Annotated in this window: 18 protein-coding genes and 1 tRNA gene; 2 read left to right on the forward strand and 17 right to left on the reverse strand. The window is 36.1% G+C overall.

All coding sequences use genetic code 11. From position 1 onward, the window contains the following. Positions 1–4 precede the first annotated feature (4 nt). The 3 genes from NQ540_RS07575 to NQ540_RS07585 all read right to left on the reverse strand — a co-directional run bounded on the left by NQ540_RS07575 (position 5) and on the right by NQ540_RS07585 (position 2,911). On the reverse strand, positions 5–694 hold the full coding sequence (locus tag NQ540_RS07575) for an ABC transporter ATP-binding protein (protein ID WP_005606938.1): 690 nt from the start codon (positions 692–694) through the stop codon (positions 5–7). Continuing rightward, positions 684–1,775 (reverse strand): ABC transporter permease, encoded by a 1,092-nt coding sequence (locus tag NQ540_RS07580; protein ID WP_005606940.1) that lies wholly within the window; start codon positions 1,773–1,775, stop codon positions 684–686. Before NQ540_RS07580 ends, NQ540_RS07575 begins: the two co-directional genes overlap by 11 nt. Positions 1,776–2,017: 242 nt before the next feature. Further along, on the reverse strand, positions 2,018–2,911 hold the full coding sequence (locus NQ540_RS07585; RefSeq protein ID WP_005606942.1) for a DUF2268 domain-containing putative Zn-dependent protease: 894 nt from the start codon (positions 2,909–2,911) through the stop codon (positions 2,018–2,020). 162 nt (positions 2,912–3,073) lie between these two features. Here NQ540_RS07585 and NQ540_RS07590 point away from each other — a divergent pair, with 162 nt between their 5' ends. Beyond that, positions 3,074–3,475: a GNAT family N-acetyltransferase gene (locus NQ540_RS07590; protein ID WP_005606944.1), complete on the forward strand. Its 402-nt coding sequence runs from the start codon at positions 3,074–3,076 to the stop codon at positions 3,473–3,475. A 258-nt stretch (positions 3,476–3,733) separates the two neighbouring features. Here NQ540_RS07590 and NQ540_RS07595 read toward each other — a convergent pair whose 3' ends face one another. Together NQ540_RS07595 and NQ540_RS07600 are read right to left on the reverse strand one after the other, a co-directional pair. Continuing rightward, positions 3,734–3,937 carry a CsbD family protein gene (locus NQ540_RS07595; protein ID WP_039849132.1) on the reverse strand — a complete coding sequence of 68 codons (204 nt, stop codon included), beginning with the start codon at positions 3,935–3,937 and terminating at the stop codon, positions 3,734–3,736. A 192-nt stretch (positions 3,938–4,129) separates the two neighbouring features. After that, the gene (locus NQ540_RS07600) at positions 4,130–4,369 is read right to left on the reverse strand and encodes a GlsB/YeaQ/YmgE family stress response membrane protein (protein WP_005606947.1); all 240 of its coding nucleotides are present in this window, start codon (positions 4,367–4,369) and stop codon (positions 4,130–4,132) included. A gap of 285 nt (positions 4,370–4,654) precedes the next feature. Between NQ540_RS07600 and NQ540_RS07605 the strand changes: the two genes are divergently transcribed. Beyond that, the gene (locus tag NQ540_RS07605; RefSeq protein WP_005606949.1) at positions 4,655–6,136 is read left to right on the forward strand and encodes a M protein trans-acting positive regulator PRD domain-containing protein; all 1,482 of its coding nucleotides are present in this window, start codon (positions 4,655–4,657) and stop codon (positions 6,134–6,136) included. A gap of 292 nt (positions 6,137–6,428) precedes the next feature. Here NQ540_RS07605 and NQ540_RS07610 read toward each other — a convergent pair. The 12 genes from NQ540_RS07610 to NQ540_RS07665 all read right to left on the reverse strand — a co-directional run bounded on the left by NQ540_RS07610 (position 6,429) and on the right by NQ540_RS07665 (position 17,381). Beyond that, positions 6,429–6,501 (reverse strand) — tRNA-Lys (locus NQ540_RS07610). Positions 6,502–6,635: 134 nt separating this feature from the next. Further along, positions 6,636–6,986: a type II toxin-antitoxin system PemK/MazF family toxin gene (locus tag NQ540_RS07615; protein ID WP_005606950.1), complete on the reverse strand. Its 351-nt coding sequence runs from the start codon at positions 6,984–6,986 to the stop codon at positions 6,636–6,638. Further along, positions 6,979–8,094 carry an alanine racemase gene (gene alr / locus NQ540_RS07620; protein ID WP_005606951.1) on the reverse strand — a complete coding sequence of 372 codons (1,116 nt, stop codon included), beginning with the start codon at positions 8,092–8,094 and terminating at the stop codon, positions 6,979–6,981. The genes NQ540_RS07615 and alr overlap by 8 nt, the downstream gene beginning before the upstream one ends. Before the next feature lie 18 nt (positions 8,095–8,112). Beyond that, positions 8,113–8,502 (reverse strand): holo-ACP synthase, encoded by a 390-nt coding sequence (gene acpS, locus NQ540_RS07625; protein ID WP_005606952.1) that lies wholly within the window; start codon positions 8,500–8,502, stop codon positions 8,113–8,115. Between the two features lie 50 nt (positions 8,503–8,552). After that, positions 8,553–9,116: an anaerobic ribonucleoside-triphosphate reductase activating protein gene (gene nrdG, locus NQ540_RS07630; RefSeq protein WP_005606953.1), complete on the reverse strand. Its 564-nt coding sequence runs from the start codon at positions 9,114–9,116 to the stop codon at positions 8,553–8,555. Continuing rightward, a complete protein-coding gene (gene nrdD, locus NQ540_RS07635) occupies positions 9,109–11,307 on the reverse strand; it encodes an anaerobic ribonucleoside-triphosphate reductase (RefSeq protein ID WP_005606955.1) in 2,199 nt (732 codons plus the stop codon). The genes nrdG and nrdD overlap by 8 nt, the downstream gene beginning before the upstream one ends. Before the next feature lie 162 nt (positions 11,308–11,469). Next, positions 11,470–12,585 carry a phosphotransferase enzyme family protein gene (locus NQ540_RS07640; RefSeq protein ID WP_005606957.1) on the reverse strand — a complete coding sequence of 372 codons (1,116 nt, stop codon included), beginning with the start codon at positions 12,583–12,585 and terminating at the stop codon, positions 11,470–11,472. A 262-nt stretch (positions 12,586–12,847) separates the two neighbouring features. Next, positions 12,848–14,602, reverse strand: a complete 1,755-nt coding sequence (locus tag NQ540_RS07645; protein ID WP_005606961.1) for a flavocytochrome c — start codon at positions 14,600–14,602, stop codon at positions 12,848–12,850. A gap of 187 nt (positions 14,603–14,789) precedes the next feature. Then, on the reverse strand, positions 14,790–15,383 hold the full coding sequence (gene clpP, locus NQ540_RS07650) for an ATP-dependent Clp endopeptidase proteolytic subunit ClpP (RefSeq protein WP_005606962.1): 594 nt from the start codon (positions 15,381–15,383) through the stop codon (positions 14,790–14,792). 71 nt (positions 15,384–15,454) lie between these two features. After that, a complete protein-coding gene (locus NQ540_RS07655) occupies positions 15,455–15,649 on the reverse strand; it encodes a DNA-directed RNA polymerase subunit beta (protein ID WP_005606963.1) in 195 nt (64 codons plus the stop codon). Continuing rightward, positions 15,646–16,725, reverse strand: a complete 1,080-nt coding sequence (gene mreB, locus NQ540_RS07660) for a rod shape-determining protein (protein ID WP_005606964.1) — start codon at positions 16,723–16,725, stop codon at positions 15,646–15,648. Before mreB ends, NQ540_RS07655 begins: the two co-directional genes overlap by 4 nt. Before the next feature lie 14 nt (positions 16,726–16,739). Then, positions 16,740–17,381: a Pr6Pr family membrane protein gene (locus NQ540_RS07665; RefSeq protein WP_005606965.1), complete on the reverse strand. Its 642-nt coding sequence runs from the start codon at positions 17,379–17,381 to the stop codon at positions 16,740–16,742. Between the last annotated feature and the right edge of the window lie 38 nt (positions 17,382–17,419).

The following is a 17,419-nucleotide window of genomic DNA, read 5'->3' on the forward strand; positions in this document are numbered from 1 at the left end:
ATGCTTACAGACGAACTAACTTCCCTTTTTTCATCTCGTAAACCGTATCTACATACTCAAGCACTGAACGGTCATGAGTCACCATGATGGCACTCTTATGTTTAGACTTCACTTCACGCTGAATTAATTGCGCAATTTCTTTTCCTCTTTCAGGATCAAGACTTGCGGTAGGCTCATCCGCTAATATTAATTGCGGATTCCCAATAAAGGCACGAGCAATCGCAACACGCTGCTTTTGACCGCCTGACATTTGATTTGGATACTGACCGTAGCAATTCTCTATACCTAGCTCTGCCAATAATCCTTTGACTTCCTCTTTTCGTTTTGAAGCGTCTTTCTCACCTTTTAATTTTGCTACTACTTCTAATTGGTCTCCAATTTTCATATAGGTCAACAATTGATGATCCTGGAAAATAAAGCCTAATAACTCCAGTCTCTTCTTCGTCCATTCACTTTGTTTTAAATTCGTAAGATTTTGTCCCCCGATGATTACTTGACCGCTATCAGAAGATAGGAGTAATCCTGCAATCGATAAAAGTGTTGATTTTCCTGACCCAGAAGGCCCTAGGATTGCCACAAATTCTTGTGGTTCAACGGTTAAATTCAAATCGCAAATAACATCTCTCATTTGATTTCCATCTGCGTATGATTTTTTTATCTGTTGTAATTCAATCACTGACATCTTATTCACCATTTCCACCAATCACTTCGATTGGATCTACTTTCTTAATTTTTAATAGAGATAATGCTCCGCAAATAATCGAAATAACGATAAAGCTAACTGAAATGACTGCATTATCTTCTGCTTTCATATAAAACGGCATGCTTACAGGCAAGAATGGCGTTAAGGCTAAGGCGAGACTTAATCCAATGCCAATCCCGATAATAGAAAGAATCCCTACTTGTGACAGTTGAATTCTAGTTATTTCTCCCATCGACATCCCGATTGCTTTTAACACACCAAATTGTTTCAGTTTTTGCAAAGCTAAGATGTAGAAGAATACTCCAAGGATTGCGGCTGAAGCGATTAATAATACCCAAGTCATTGTTTTTAAAATCATATTGGTTGCAGTATACCCTGGAATCTTATTAATAATTTGTTGCTTATTCGATACCATCAACTGCTCTGATAAAGCGTCGGCTGTCAGCTCTTGGTTTGTGATGATGGCTTGTGGTTGCCAAGTGTAATTTGGATTTTTCTTCTGACGCATCTCTTCTAACGTCTTAGAACTAATGAAGGCTACTGAACTATGTCCATATTTTGCATCTTTCGCAAAAGCGACTACTTTTAGTAAAATATCTGAAGTCTTATCTTTAATGGTATCCCCAACGTGAATCCCTTTTGCCTTGTACGATTCATCAAGAATCACTTCATTATCGGATAAGTTCGCAGTTACATAACCGTCTTCTGCTTTAATCGTTAAATTCTTGTACGTATCCATCGCAAAGAACGTCACATCTTGCGAACCTTCTTCATCCTCTTTCATAAACGTAGAACGTTGAATTACTAGTCCTGTTTGCTCTTCTAGATGGAGGTCTTCAATTTCCGTTAGGTCTGAACTTGTAAGAGTTGAGTAAGGAATCACGCCTTCTGAATCCTTTGAGAGAATATATTGAACGTCTCCAAATGTATCAATTTGTGCCATAATAATTCGTCCTAAGCCGTTCGTTAAACCGGACAAGAAAATGACCATAAACATCATGATAACAATCAGTACCTCAATTAATATAAATTTTTTCGGTTGGTATTTAATTTCATTCCATGCTATTTTCAATGTAATTTCTCCTCTTTATAAAATCATAAGCCTAGTATACGTGAGTTTTATGACCTGAATATGACATCATTTCGGAAATTAGGGCTTTCAAGGACAAATCACTTCCTCATTGAGTTAGAGTTATGTGAGGACTTTTAATGAGGGACTATTTTTCTGACTCAGGTATTTTTTATTTAATTGATGGAAAATGCAGATAACGAAAAAAACAGTAGATTGGGTTTCTACTGCTTTTCTTTTTTACTTTAATTCCAAAATTCTTCTACTTGACTTAAAATTTCATCTGCTTTTTTTAGTGTTGCTTCTTCAATAGAAATCCCTGTTTTCTTCAAATAGTACTTGATGAGATAGTACCCACAAGTATATCCAGAAGCGTAAGGAAGACCGACTGGATTACCACCTTGCATCTTTGTAATTTCATCGCCATATAAATACGGCATTGCTTCTTGCATATTGTTAATAGAAAGACTGTCTTTTAATTTTGGTTTAATAATCGTATTTAATGTTTCAAGATCATTCTTTGTGACCCAGGGACCAATATTTTCTTGTCCAAACATTTTCTCTGCAAAATTCTCTGCAAGCCCCTCTGCAACAATCATTTCTTTTAAAGATCCCATTTCCCAATCAACGAATTGATAACGAATATTATGATTGCATTCATGCGCCATGGCAGAAGCAATTCTGTTAATCGTATATTCATTTGGCACGAGGGATAGGAAAATATACCCTGGAATCCCTCCATCCCCACTGTAATTTTCATTAATCCTCATCATTGGACTCGCTTCGTTTCCTAGTAAAGCCGTAACATAGTAATCTTGTTGTTTTAATGAAATTCCTTTCGATGTAAAGCTTTCAACGGAACGGTTAAAGGCTTGTTTAATAGTCTCCCAAAACTCTTTATCGAATTGATTGATCATTTGAAGGTCTTCTTCAGATAAATCTTTTGGCATCTTGTGCATGTACCCCATTAGTGTCATCACATTGAATGGAATTCTTTCATCAAATGATATCCGTTGAATAGCAAACTTTTCTTTGAAGGGTAGTAATAATTTTTCTTTGAATAAAGCATCTCTCTGATCTACAGGAAGCGTTAAGAGCTCTCTATAAACACTGTCTGATTCGATTAAATGTAATTTCATAACATATTCCTCCTTTGATTGATATTAGGAGTATATACCCTTACGTTACGTCAGAGTAAACACCTTTTCATTCACGCTTCTTAAATAAACTCTCATCAAATACAAAATAGAGGAATGATGATATAATGAATAGACAAAAAAAGTTATTGGAGGAATCGTTTTATGGAATTTACTCATAAAATTCCTAGCGTTGAAGCTTACAATCAATTAAGAGTAAACGCTGGAATGAATAGCACTAAACCTCATTCTGAAGTGAAAAAGGCACTTGAAGGGACTCTTTTCTTAGTTTCTGTTTATGAAGATGATGAACTCATTGGTCTAGGAAGAATTGTTGGAGACGGCGGCGTCACTTTTGTCGTATCCGATATTATGGTAGACAAAAAGTTTCAAAGACGTGGAATTGCCAATAGAATCATGGAAATGATTGATCAGTGGTTTGACGAAAATACACATGAGAGCAGTTTTATCACTTTACTAGCTAAAGTCCCTGCAGACAAACTCTATCATAAACATCATTTTTCCTATCTTGACGAAACTCGAGTGGGCATGATTCGAGAAAAATAAAAGACTTATCATCTTTTTATAGAATCACTAACTTTAAACTCCCAGAATCCTTTAGTTACAATCAACAAAAAAGACCTTGCTTTTCAAAAGAATTCAAAAAAAACAAAATGGATGTCCCCTGTTCAATACAGGGAAACATCCATATGTTCAGCTTAATTTAAAAATGTGTCCAGGATTCTGGATACATATCATTAAATGTTCTCTTTTTTTAAATTATAAATTACAAAGATGCTTTGCAAGAGAAACTAACTCTTAGCTTTATTTGTCATCTTTATTAATCATATTTTTAACGCCTTCGATTGCTCCTTCGACCGCATCTTTTGCATCTTCAGCAACTTCTTTAACTTTAGAAACTACTTTTTCAGCAGCCCCTTCTTTTTCTGTTTTTTTATCACCAGTTAATTTTCCAAGCCCTTCTTTAACAGAGCCTTTAGCTTGATTGAATTTTTCTTCTACAGACATAGTCTTTACCTCCATTATGAGTTTTAATTTTTTCATATATTTATAGAAAAGAAATAAAATAAGAATCTCTTTTCGTACTTAGAGTTTTAATGAACGCGAGCTTTTTGCTTAGACAAAGTATTTTTTTATTTTGACCTATTGAATCCTCACATCATTAAATTTTAAATTGTATTTTGAATGTTATAAGACAATTTATGCCTTTTTACCCAAAAAGAATGATACAACAGCTACTACAATAACTGCACCAATGATAGAGGGAAATAAGGCCATTCCAGCCAAACTAGGGCCCCAAGTTCCCAAAAGTGATTGACCCACAGATGAACCGACTAAACCTGCAACAATGTTTGCAATAACACCCATAGAGCCACCTTTTTTAGTGATTGATCCAGCAATAAGACCAATGACACCTCCGACAATAATAGACCAAAGCATATCGATTCTCCTTTCTAAATTTACTAAATCAAAATTCAAATCTTTTGATTAATGTGATTATATAATTTGCAAACTTGGAAACATAATAATTCAGCTTAATTTTTCCGCCGATTTTATGTACTTTAAATACAATAAAACGATAAAACATTGATTTTAGATGGCTTTGAGAGAAAATTAAGATGGCTTTTCATATATTATGAGTTGTTAAGTGAATTAAAACATACACATTATGGTAAGATTGAATTATAATAAAACCACTATACTATAAAGAAAGATAACAATTTTATGCGAGAATTACTGTCTAAAAAAAGTCACAGACAATTAGAATTATTAGAAATACTATTTGAAAATAAGCGCTGGTTTCACATTTCTGAACTAGCTGAATTATTGAATTCTACAGAGCGTTCAGTAAAAGATGATTTATCCCATGTCAGATCTTCTTTTCCTGACTTGATATTTCATTCTTCAACAAATGGTATACGTATTATTAATACCGATGATAGTGATATTGAGATGGCCTATCATCATTTTTTTAAGCATTCAACTCATTTTTCAATTTTAGAATTTGTTTTTTTTAATGAAGGATATGATGCTGAGAGTATTTGCAAAGAGTTTTATATCAGTTCTTCCTCTCTTTACCGTATCATTAGTCATATTAATAAAATTATTAAGAAACAATATCATTTTGAAATTAGCCTCAATCCTGTTCGAATTACTGGAAATGAGATAGATATTCGTTACTTTTTTGCCCAATATTTTTCAGAAAAATATTATTTTCTTGAATGGCCATTTGAAGATTTTTCACCAGATCCGCTCTCTCAATTATTGGAACTAGTTTATAAAGCAACATCTTTCCCGATGAATTTATCAACTCACAGAATGTTAAAGTTGCTCTTAGTTACGAATTTATATCGAATCAAGTTTGGTCATTTCCTGGAAGTTGAGAAAGATTCTTTTAATAATCAATTGTTGGAATTTTTAATGCAGGAAGATGAAATGGAAGATATTGTCAAAAAATTTGAAACAGAATACAATATCTCTTTAACAAAAGAAGTAATAGGTCAATTGTTTGTATCTTATTTTCAAAAAATGTTTTTCATAGACGAAAAAGTATTTCTGAAGTATACAAAAACGGACATCTACGTAAAGAAATCATATCATTTGTTGGGGGATTTAGTTGATCAGGTATCAAAAGAGTATAATATTAAAGTAGACAATAAGGATAATCTTATTTGGCATCTTCATAATACGGCACATCTTCATCGCCAAGAATTATCTACAGAGTTTATCCTATTTGATCAAAAAGGCAATACAATCAAGAACTTTCAAAATATTTTTCCTCGATTTGTTTCCGATTTAAAAGAAGGGATTCTGCATTACTTACAGACTTTGGATATTGATAGTAGTTCAATGAAAGTCAATCATTTGGCCTATACGTTTATCACCCATAGCAAACACCTAGTGCTAAATCTTTTACAAAATCAACCCAAATTAAAAGTTTTGGTTATGAGTAATTTTGATCAGTATCATGCAAAATCAGTAGCGGAAACTCTTTCTTATTATTGTAGTAACAATTTTGAACTTGAAGTTTGGAATGAATTAGAATTATCCATTGATTCTTTAAAAGAATCACCGTATGATATTATTATTTCTAATTTTATTATTCCTCCTATTGAAAATAAGAGACTGATTTATTGCAATAATATTAATACAGTCGCTCTAATCTCCTTACTTAACGCGATGATGTTTATTCGATTAGACGATTAACTTTGATTATTCTTATAACAAATTAATATCCTCCGGCTAAGTGAAGCGGAGAATGCGGCTTAAAACATAGTAAAAAAACGAATGAGGTCAACATTTTTATTTTTAATTCTCTTTTCCGTTTTGTTTAGTTTGGTCTAAAGAGATATCTAAAGACTTTTTCACTTTTGAGGTATAAAAAAATTGAGAAACATTGATAACTCAACATTTCATTACACTTTCAATTTCACGGAACAAATACGGAACAATACGCACAAAAAGCCTTGGTTTTCCAAGGCTTTTTGCGTAAAAAAAATGCCCCCTACAGGGCTCGAACCTGTGACCCATAGATTAAGAGTCTACTGCTCTACCAACTGAGCTAAGGAGGCATTTGTACTTAAGGTACTTAATCAGTATACTACCATCCCCATTGTAAATCAAGGGGATTTTCCAAAGAAATTCGTATTTCATCAGACAACCGTTTATCAAAACAGCCCTCTAAATTTTCATTAGAGGGCTTTTCTTATTCTAATCCCAGACTCACTTTCAGTCCTTCGTTAATGGTGTTCATAAAATCCGCATCCACTTGCGTAATTTTCTCAAGAATTCGAGCCTTATCAATCGTACGCAATTGTTCAAGTAAGACAACAGAGTCCCGTTCGAACCCAAATTGATCTTTTTTGATTTCAATATGCGTTGGAATGTTAGCTTTTGTATTCTTTGCTGTGATTGCTGCCACAATAACAGTTGTGCTAAAGTGATTCCCAACATCATTTTGAATAATGAGAACGGGGCGTTTTCCTCCCTGCTCACTACCAATCACTGGAGACAAATCCGCTAAAAAGACATCTCCTCTTAAAATTTTATCAACCATTGATATACTCCCTTTTCACACGATCAGAGATCATACAAATGACTTCATAAGCAATTGTATCTGCACGTTTAGCTAATTCAATTGCTGTAATTTCCTCTTCTTTGTTTTTTCCTAGAAGAGTCACCTTTGTGCCGACAGGATATTCATGAGGCAGTCGAACCATACATTGATCCATACACACTCTTCCAATAATAGGACAGCGAACACCATCTACAATGACCTCTCCTTTATTGTAGGCACGTATATACCCATCTGCATATCCTATTGGTAAAGTAGCCACCCATTGAGGCTCTTTAGCTTTATAGGTGGCACCGTAGCTCACCGTATCCCCTATTTCCAATTTCTTCACCTTGACCATCTCGGTTTCCCATTGCAGGGCTGGGGTTAGAAGTTCTTCATCTTCAACGCATAAGTCTCCATTAGAAGGATTAATGCCATACAAGCCGATGCCATAACGAATAATATCACTATCTCCGGCACTATGCCAAATTGCATAAGCCGAATTCGAGCAATGAATGTGAGGAGGTCTTTCTTCCAACTCTCCAATCATACCATTGAATTTTTCTTCTTGTTTTGTTAAATGTGCGGTGTCTTCTTCATCTGCTGTTGCAAAATGGGTAAACATTGCTTCGAACTCGAATGGTCCGTTTCGTAAAACAGCCTCAACTTCCGTTAATTCTTTTTCGTTAACGACGCCAATACGACCCATTCCCGAATCTACAGCAACATGTACTTTTAAGGGTATCTCCTTTAATAGTGGCGCAGCTTGCAGGAGCCATTCTACAGAGTCGACCGCAGCAGTAATGTGATTACTTGCTAATAGTGGCGCATCTTCAACTCGGCTTAATCCAAGTATTAAGACAGGTTCCATAATTCCTGCTTCTCTTAAAGCCAAAGCCTCATCTACATTTGCGACACAAAATCCCTGAACCCCTGCTTCTAAAGCAGCCTTAGCAACAGGAATCATACCATGCCCATATGCATTTGCCTTTACAACTGCATAGACTTGTTTGGAGGGGTTTAATTTAGACTTTAGTTTAGAAATATTCTGTTTAATAATTGATAAATCCACTACAACTCTCGTGTTTCGATGGATCGCTTCTAACATGATGATTCATTCCTTTTTTTAATTGGATTCAAGTACGACAACGGCATAGGCATCATGACTCGTATGCGTAATCGATATCCACGTTTGATGAGAATAGCGTTCACATACAAGAACTGGTTTTCCTGTGGCATCATTCAATACTTCAATATCTTGAAATGAAACATGCTGTCCAATTCCAGTCCCAAGTGCTTTAGCATAAGCTTCTTTAGCTGCAAATCGTCCCGCAAGGAATTCCACTTTCCGTTTAAAAGGGAGCGTATGATATTTTTCCAACTCTTTTGGTGTTAACACTTTTCCCAAAAAAGATTTAGGTTCTGCTACGATTTTTTCAATGCGTGACAATTCTACCGCGTCCATACCAAGTCCCTTAATCGCCATCCGTTTGTCGTCTCCTTCATTATGATTCATTCCTATATTTTAACAAATTTACCATCATTTGTCAGAAATTTGAACAATTCCTAAGAATTCCATAACCCTGACCACAAGACCACTTCACCGGTTTTAAGAGAAGACTGTACATCAATAATGCGCTGATTACTGCTTCCCCTAAATTGCAAGGTCAAATCTTTTTTAGCGAGTTCAAATCGTCCATCCACCAAAATATCAATCAAGCTTAATAATTCTAACTTATCTTCTGTTTCTTGCATCAGCTCTTCCCAAGTATATCCTGTCCAAGACCAAATATCCTTGGTATTTCCATAAGCTTTCCGTAACGCTTTGACTAAAGACAGACAAACGCCTGTATTCAAAAAAGGTTCTCCACCTAGAAGCGTCAACCCTTGGCAATAAGAAGCTCCAACATCTGAAACAATTTGCTCTTCTAACTCTTTCGTATATTGTATTCCGTAATTAAAATTTTGAGCGATTACATTATAGCAGCCTTCACAGGCAAAGAGGCAGCCACTCACATACAGTGAACAGCGTACCCCTTCCCCATCTACAAAATTATACGGTTTGTAACTGGCAATTTTTCCTTTAGAATATTGCTCACTCGTCCACTCCTTTGGTTTTGGATTATTCATCCTCCATCACTCCTAAAGCGTAACGTTCTTTCAGTTTCGGCATATGTTTTACACGAGAAGAAATTTCCACATGACGTCCATGAACCATTGGACGCGCTTGAGGGTTTCCAAGGTATCCGCAAGTTCGTTTTACGACATCACACGTTTGTGGATCATGGTTTTTACATTGCGGACATTCAAATCCTTTAGCAGTTGGCGTAAATTCACCATCGTATCCACATTTATAACAATGATCAATTGGAGTATTCGTTCCAAGATATCCCACTCTATCATATGCATAGTCCCATACGGCTTCTAAAGCTTTTGGATTTTGTCGAAGAACAGGATACTCACAGTAGTGAATAAATCCGCCCGAAGAAAATACTGGATAATCTTTTTCAAAATCAATTTTTTCAAATGGTGTTGGATTTTTACGTACATCGTAATGGAAGCTATTCGTATAATACTCTTTCTCCGTAATATCCGGTACCAAACCAAATTTTTCGATATCGAGTTTGCAGAAACGATCAGTCAAGCTTTCACTTGGAGTCGCATAAACACTGAAATGATAACCGTATTCGTCACCCCATGCATCCGTATGCGCCTTCAACGCTTTTACAATCTCTAGAGTAAATTCCTTCGCCTCTGGGTTTGTTTCCCAGTTTGGACCAAAGAATGCTGTTGCCGCTTCATAAAGTCCAATATATCCTAAAGAAACAGTTGCACGACGATTTCTAAAGAGAAGATCCACTTCTTCCCCATCCTTCAACCGTTGTCCAAACGCTCCATAATGATACAACACAGGCGCATTATCTCTTTGCGCTTCCTTACAGCGTTCAACGCGGTACGTTAATGCATCCTTACAAATTGCTAGTTTCTCTTCGAAAATTTCCCAGAATTTATCAATTGAGCCTTCCGCTTCTAGCGCAATTCGAGGAATATTCAAAGTAACAACCCCTAAATTCATTCGACCATCGTTCACTTCTTGCCCATTTTCATCCTTCCATCCTTGTAAGAACGAACGGCATCCCATCGGCACTTTAAAACTACCGGTTAATCGAACGATTTGATCATAGTTTAATACATCTGGATACATTCTTTTTGTTGCACATTCTAATGCTAACTGTTTTACATCATAGTTTGGATCGGTTTCTTCTAAGTTCACTCCACGTTTTAGCGTGAATACTAATTTAGGGAAAATTGCTGTTCTCTTTTCTTTGCCAATCCCTTCCATTCTCACTTGCAGGATTGCTTTTTGAATACAACGTTCAAAGCGACTCGTTCCAAGTCCAAATCCCAAAGTTGTAAAAGGGGTTTGGCCTTGAGAAGTATAGAGTGTATTGATTTCATATTCTAATGACTGCATCGCATCATAAATATCTTTTTCCGTTTTTTTCATTGCAAAAGCTTCTTGACGGTCCGCTCCATCAATCCAATCTTTTGCATCTGCCAAATGTTTTTGATAGTTTAATTCCGCATAAGGGGCCAATAATTCATCAACACGATTGGCTGAACATCCTCCATATTGGCTACTTGCGACATTCGCAATGATTTGAGCCATTTGAGCAGTTGCTGTTTGAATCGATTTTGGAGATTCTACCTCGGCATTTCCAATCTTGAATCCAAGTCCTAACATATGTTCAAAATCAATTAAGCAACAATTGGTCAGTGGCATATATGGATGATAGTCTAAATCATGATAATGAATATCCCCTTTTAAATGCGCATTGGCAACATGAGGGGGTAATAGTTTTAAACCAATAATTTTTCCAACTGTACCCGCCGTTAGATCCCTTTGCGTATTAAAAACTTTACTATCCTTATTCGCATTTTCATTAACCACACTTGCATCTTTATTCGTTAATCGAGATAGTGCCCATTGGAAATCCAGTTGATTTTTTCTACGTAAATCACGATCCACTCTGTATGAAATATATGCTTGTGCTAATTCAGATTCCCCATCTTCAATTAAAAAATGTTCAATAATACTTTGAATTTCATAAATTTGAATAGTCTCACTAAATCTTCTAGAAATTTCTTGGAGAACTTCGTCTACGATTCGATTCAATTCCGCTTCTCTTTTAGCATCCATCTCTCCATTTAACTCTGTCTCTGCTTTAAAGATTGCTCGTTCGATTTTCTCCTTTTGAAATTCAACTTCCCGACCATCTCTTTTAGTGACTAATAAGGTCTTCAATTCTTGTACACACATCACAATCCCTCCTCAAAACTCTCGAATCTATTTTATCATGCTGAATTTAAAAATCAACCCCTAAAACACAATATATTGTGTTTTGAATCGTTATAATTTATATATATAGTTTTTAATGGTGCAAAAAAACCTCTTCAGTTCTCTTCTGAAGAGGCTTTGTTTTTATTTCATATTTTGGACGGCTTGAACCATTTGGTCCCAACTATTTTCCATATCTTGTACTAATTTTAATTGTGTACGTGCTCGGTCCAGATTTTGTCCTGGACGACTGGTTTGGTAGTAGACATCGCCATTGATGTAGTCCGTCAAGAAACGAATCCCTTGTTCTAACGTGATTACACGTGCCCCCCAAGGTAAGTATTCGAGTTCAGCTTCGGTTAAGATTCCGCTTGTTCCTTCGATAAAGCCTTTCACATATGTTTCGTATAAGTCGAAATCAAAGTTCACTTTTGATAAATCCGGTTCGTCCTCGGCACAATCGTTCGCTCCAAAACGAATAGAATCCCCAAAATCAAATAATACTAACCCTGGCATTACGGTATCTAAATCCACAATACATAGTGGCTCTTTCGTTTGGCTATCGAACATAATATTATTTAATTTTGTATCATTATGCGTTACTCGAAGTGGCAATACGCCTTCATCTAACAAATCATATAGTAAGAAGCAATCAGCCTTACGACTTTGGATAAAGTCGATCTCTGCTTGAACCTCTTTTACTCTTCCTATACGATCTTCTCGGATTGCTTCTTCTAATTGGCGATAACGATTTCGAGTATCGTGGAATTGTGGAATCACTTCTACTAACTGGCTTGCATCGAAGTCATTTAAATCATAAGCAAATCGTCCAAATGCTTTTGCAGTAATATAAAATTGTTGCGGATTTTCTACTTTATCTAATGAATAACTGTTTTCCACTGAATCATAAATTCGCCAGTAAGATCCATTATCCAAGTTTGCCGTTAAATGCCCCTCTTTGGTGCGAATTACACGTAGCGTTTCACGAGAAGCGTCGCGTCCTTCTGCTTCATATTTTTCACGCAGATAGCTTGTTACTTTCTCGATATTTTCCATTAATCCACGTACATTTGGAAAAATATGATGATTAATCGCTTGCAATACATATTGCTTTTCTTTATTTTCTTGTGTATGAGTGATTTGATAAGTTTTGTTAATTAATCCATTCCCTAAAGGCTGAATATCAACTAGCTCCCCTGGTAGTTCATAATATTCATACGCCACTTTGGCATCCTTTAATGGATTTTCTACTACTGTCATTCCTTTTTCTCCTTTAGCAATTTACAAATAATACATTCCCATTGTACCGCTTCCAAGAGTAAAAAGGAAGATATAACGCGAAAAAACTTCGATGATTGAAAAGCATTTACAGTTCAAATTAAGTAGGGGGATTAAACTTGTTTTTCCCCTGGAATGTTCATTTAAAAAGGGAGAAAGACCAAGTGCGTTTAAACTCCCCTGGCCTTACTCCCAAAAGAAACCTGTTAACTTAGATTTCTTTTTTCTATAAATTGGTCAATGATTAATGACTAACTTCTTTCCCAGCAATACGTCCAAAAGTGATAATATCCGTAATCGCATTTCCTCCAAGACGGTTCTTCCCTTGGATAACCCCTGTTAATTCACCAGCAGCATATAGCCCTGGGATTGCTTCTCCTTTATCATTCAATACTTCTGCTTTTTCATTAATCACTAATCCACCCATTGTATGGTGAACAGAAGGAACGGCTTTTTGAATGTAGTAAGGACCTTCTTCAAGAGATACTAAACCACCACGGTGATGGAAATCTTTGTCATCTTTATTTTTCGCATATTCATTAACTTTTGCGATGGTTTCTTTCAAGTTATTGATATCGATATCGAAGAATTTTGCAGCTTCTTCAATCGTATCAGCTTTCACTAACAAGCCTTCACGAATCAACTCATCATACTCTGCTTTATGCGCTTCTTTTGTTTTCGAAATCGCATCAATCTTATCGTTCCAGATTTGGTAAGTGTATCCACCTGTTTGCGCTAAAATCGCCTTCGAAATAACGTCACGACGGTCTAATTCTTCTACAAATCGTTTTCCTTCTTGGTTCACAAGTATCGCTCCGTCAAAACGTGTATCTGCCAAAAGGGAAATCATACCTGTCTTTGGATTTGCGATTGGGTATGTTTGGATATATTCCATGTTTTTTAATACCGCTCCTGCTTTTTGAGCCATTACAATCCCATCCCCAGTAGTACCAACTGTATCTGTAGATTTATAGCGTTCGTCATATTCCTTGTTGTATTGTTTACGCATTTCAACATTTGAACCAAACCCACCTGTTGTTAATACCACTCCATTAGTTGCTAGGAATGTCACTTCTTTTTTAGTCTTGTCAGTTGCTTTCACTCCTGTCACACGACCGTTTGCATCTTGAATTAATTCCTCTGCTTTTACGTTCAAGAAGATTTTAACGCCAAGTTCTTCTGCTTTTGCTTTTAATTTAGACACTAGTTCTGCACCAGTATGTCCCTTAGGAATCAATGCACGTTTAAATGAATGTCCACCGAATTGGAATAATTGGTCTGATAAGAACTCAACATGAACATCATCTCTTAACCATTCTGCTGATTCCAATGCTTTTTCTGCCATTAAATGAACGAGTTTAGGGTCCCCAATATTATCTCCACCCTTCATCGTATCATTATAGTATGCTTCTACAGAGTCTCCAGTAATCCCAAGATTCTTTTGTACCCAGTTACCAGGTGCATTCATTTCCCCACCAGAAATCAGAGTATTACCGCCGACCGTTGGCATTTTTTCAACGATTGCGACTGATTTTCCTGCTTTTGCGGCTTCTATAGCAGCACTTAAACCTGCACCACCTGAACCGACAATCACTACATCAAACGTTTGCTCAGTTGGAAGTTCACTTTTCTTCGTTTTTGTTTGTTTTGAAGCTACCAGTTTAATCCCTGATTTCGTAATAGCATCTTTGACTGCTGCCAAATACCCTTCGCTTGTTGCACTCGCTCCTGACACGACATCCACATCTGCAGAGTTTTGAGCGATAATGGCTTCCTTTAGATCTTCATAAACAGGTTCAGACAAGCCTTTGTTTTCACCTTGTTCTATAACCTCAATATTGGTTATTTTTGCGTCTGTGATTGTCACAGCAACTTTAATCTCTCCGTGCTTACCAGTTCCCACTCCTTCAAATTTTCCACTTTGCTTGGCTGTTGAACAACCGAATAAAAGTAGAATCGATAATATACTTAGTAAAAGAACGTTTAAACTTTTTTTCATTTTCCTCACCTTTTCTATTTTGTTATTCCTTTTACAATAATTATTGTAACGCTTTCAGAAACCTTAATAAACACTAAATGAAATATTTCACATAAAAATAATATTTTTCGTCATAAATATTCGGAAACAGAAATGACAAAAACACCTTCAGTAATCATTATGATACTGAAGGTGTTTTTCATTTCGATTATTTCATTTCTTTTGAGCTTTCCATAATCGCATCAATTAAGCCATATTCTAAGGCTTCTTGTGCAGTCATGTAGTTATCACGATCTGTATCTTTTTCGATACGTGATAATTTTTGGCCTGTTTGTTTTGCCAAGATTTTATTTAAACGTTCACGTGTTTTCAAGATTTGACGCGCTGCGATTTCGATTTCTGTCGCTTGCCCTTGTGCTCCTCCTAAAGGTTGGTGGATTAAGATTTCAGCGTTTGGCAATGCGTAACGTTTGCCTTTTGCTCCAGCTGTTAATAGGAATGAACCCATTGACGCTGCCAGCCCCATTGCGATGGTTTGAACGTCTGCTTTAATGAAGTTCATTGTATCGTAGATGGCTAAACCAGCTGTTACGCTTCCCCCTGGAGAGTTGATATACATATAAATATCTTTCTCAGGATCTTGTGCATCTAAGAAAAGTAATTGCGCGATAATCGCATTCGCCATGTCATCTTGAATGGGTCCGCTCACCATGATAATACGGTCTTTTAATAAGCGTGAATAAATGTCATAAGCACGTTCTCCACGTGAAGACTGTTCAATAACTGTTGGAATTAAATTCATACTACTTCCTCCAAATCTAATATTTGTTTAAGTCTACTGCTATAGTCAATAAAGGTCAATTTATATGCTTGCTAATTAATAAATCTAAAAATCTTATCCCAAATTTCTTTAGAAAAAATATCGAGCGGATTTTTACCTTCGCCAAGAACTGCATATCCAATCATTAAACCAAGAGCAAACAAGATGATGGCAATGACAAGGAAAACTAAAATACGCAATAAAGCAGTAAATAGTAAATGTCGACTATTCTTTAATTGTTCTTTCATGATTCTTCTGTCCTTTCATCATCAATCATATGTGCGGTTGGATTCATTACCACTTTCTTCGCACTAAAAATTCTACGGATTGCAGCAAAAATGCCTCTTTCAGATTTAATTCGATTTAATAAAATTCCTGTTCCAATTGCTACGCTTTGAAGTGGATTTTCTGCAATCATCACTGGAACTTGAAGTTTTTCAGAGAGCATGCGATCAATCCCATTAATCAAGGCGCCTCCACCGGTAACCATCACACCACGTTCGATAATATCTCCAGCTAATTCTGGAGGAGTTGACTCTAGAACAAGTCTAGCTTCTTCTCCAATGGTATCTAACATTTCTTTTAAGCAATGATAGATTTCATTCGTATAGATTGTCACTGTCTTTGGAAGCCCTGTCGTCATATCTCTTCCTTTGACAATCATATCAGATTCATTTTCAACTTCCACTGCACTTCCAAGCGACATCTTAATCGCCTCTGCAGTTCGTTCTCCAATGATTAATTGATACTTGTCTTTAATATATTCTGAAATCGCAAAGTCCATATTGTCCCCAGCTAATTTAATCGAGCGACTTGTCACTGTTGAGCCCATCGATAGAACGGCAATATCACTCGTTCCACCACCAATATCAATCACCATATTTCCAATTGGCGAGAAGATATCGAGTCCAACTCCAACCGCAGCCACTTTTGGTTCTTCTTCTAAATAGATATTTCTTCCACCACATTTAATCGCTGCTTGAATAATCGCCTTTTGTTCTACGGTCGTAATATTAGTTGGCGTGCAAATTAAAATATCGGGTTTTGAAAACCAGCTATTTAAATTTAATTTTTGCATGAATAATTCTAATAATTGTTCAGTAACCGCAATATCCGCTATTACTCCACCTTTTAATGGATGATGAACATTGATTTCTTTTGGAGTACGTCCTACCATTTGATATGCTCGTTCTCCGACTGCAATCACTTCTCCAGTACGCTCATCTAAAGCAACTAACGAAGGTTCATTTAATATAATCCCGCGATCTTTTAGAAAGACTAAAATATTCGCAGTTCCTAAGTCAATACCAATGTCTCGAAGCATGAAAGTCTCCTCTCTTATAAATATTTCTTTGTTTTAAATCCATTTTTAAAAAGTACAAGGACATAGGAGCCTACTAAAAATGCGGCTGCTAATCCTAAACTATACTGAATAACACCTAAAATTCCATATTTATCAACATTCAAAAAGAAATAAGGGAACGGTCCATCGGGGTTATTTCCAATGGGAATTCGTGTAATTAACGCAATCGCAACAGAAATAATTGCATACGCCAATGGTAAAATCGTCCATACAAACGGATCCCACCACTTATAACAATGCCCTTTATCAAAAAGTGCCCAATCTAACAATGCTCCATAAGGAACAATATAATGCACTAGAAAATTTTCTATCGTCCAAAATTCTTCAGGTGTTTTTAATGGAGCTAGCATGAAGTGATACACCAGTCCTGTTAGAAGAATTGCAACGGTCATTCCACCTTTTAATCGAATATCCCACTGACTCCAATGGCCTTCCTTACGGTATTTTAGCAGTAAGTAAATGAGAAAAATAACTACTAGTAAATTAGATTGATTGGTGTAATAGCGAATAGAATACCATCCGTGGAGAAACATCTCCATTAAGAATCCCACTAAAGCACATATAGCAATGACTCCTTTAGAAATTAAACTTAGTTTCAAAAATACTTCTTTGTTCATTCCATTCCTCTTTCTAAAGACACTAATTCTCCTTATTA

Origin of the sequence: Granulicatella adiacens ATCC 49175, from assembly GCF_025150565.1 — a bacterium.
Classification (GTDB): domain Bacteria; phylum Bacillota; class Bacilli; order Lactobacillales; family Aerococcaceae; genus Granulicatella; species Granulicatella adiacens.

What these genes read in the sequence shown, in the direction of transcription:
- nrdD (WP_005606955.1), bottom strand. Translation starts at nt 11,307, where the DNA reads ATGTGTGTACAAGAATTGAAGACCTTATTAGTCACTAAAAGAGATGGT.
- alr (WP_005606951.1), bottom strand. Translation starts at nt 8,094, where the DNA reads ATGTTAGAAGCGATCCATCGAAACACGAGAGTTGTAGTGGATTTATCA.
- NQ540_RS07605 (WP_005606949.1), top strand. Translation starts at nt 4,655, where the DNA reads ATGCGAGAATTACTGTCTAAAAAAAGTCACAGACAATTAGAATTATTA.
- NQ540_RS07665 (WP_005606965.1), bottom strand. Translation starts at nt 17,381, where the DNA reads ATGAACAAAGAAGTATTTTTGAAACTAAGTTTAATTTCTAAAGGAGTC.
- NQ540_RS07590 (WP_005606944.1), top strand. Translation starts at nt 3,074, where the DNA reads ATGGAATTTACTCATAAAATTCCTAGCGTTGAAGCTTACAATCAATTA.
- NQ540_RS07655 (WP_005606963.1), bottom strand. Translation starts at nt 15,649, where the DNA reads ATGAAAGAACAATTAAAGAATAGTCGACATTTACTATTTACTGCTTTA.
- NQ540_RS07585 (WP_005606942.1), bottom strand. Translation starts at nt 2,911, where the DNA reads ATGAAATTACATTTAATCGAATCAGACAGTGTTTATAGAGAGCTCTTA.
- mreB (WP_005606964.1), bottom strand. Translation starts at nt 16,725, where the DNA reads ATGCTTCGAGACATTGGTATTGACTTAGGAACTGCGAATATTTTAGTC.
- acpS (WP_005606952.1), bottom strand. Translation starts at nt 8,502, where the DNA reads ATGAATCATAATGAAGGAGACGACAAACGGATGGCGATTAAGGGACTT.
- NQ540_RS07600 (WP_005606947.1), bottom strand. Translation starts at nt 4,369, where the DNA reads ATGCTTTGGTCTATTATTGTCGGAGGTGTCATTGGTCTTATTGCTGGA.
- NQ540_RS07595 (WP_039849132.1), bottom strand. Translation starts at nt 3,937, where the DNA reads ATGTCTGTAGAAGAAAAATTCAATCAAGCTAAAGGCTCTGTTAAAGAA.
- NQ540_RS07645 (WP_005606961.1), bottom strand. Translation starts at nt 14,602, where the DNA reads ATGAAAAAAAGTTTAAACGTTCTTTTACTAAGTATATTATCGATTCTA.
- NQ540_RS07640 (WP_005606957.1), bottom strand. Translation starts at nt 12,585, where the DNA reads ATGACAGTAGTAGAAAATCCATTAAAGGATGCCAAAGTGGCGTATGAA.
- NQ540_RS07575 (WP_005606938.1), bottom strand. Translation starts at nt 694, where the DNA reads ATGGTGAATAAGATGTCAGTGATTGAATTACAACAGATAAAAAAATCA.
- clpP (WP_005606962.1), bottom strand. Translation starts at nt 15,383, where the DNA reads ATGAATTTAATTCCAACAGTTATTGAACAGTCTTCACGTGGAGAACGT.
- nrdG (WP_005606953.1), bottom strand. Translation starts at nt 9,116, where the DNA reads ATGAATAATCCAAAACCAAAGGAGTGGACGAGTGAGCAATATTCTAAA.
- NQ540_RS07615 (WP_005606950.1), bottom strand. Translation starts at nt 6,986, where the DNA reads ATGGTTGATAAAATTTTAAGAGGAGATGTCTTTTTAGCGGATTTGTCT.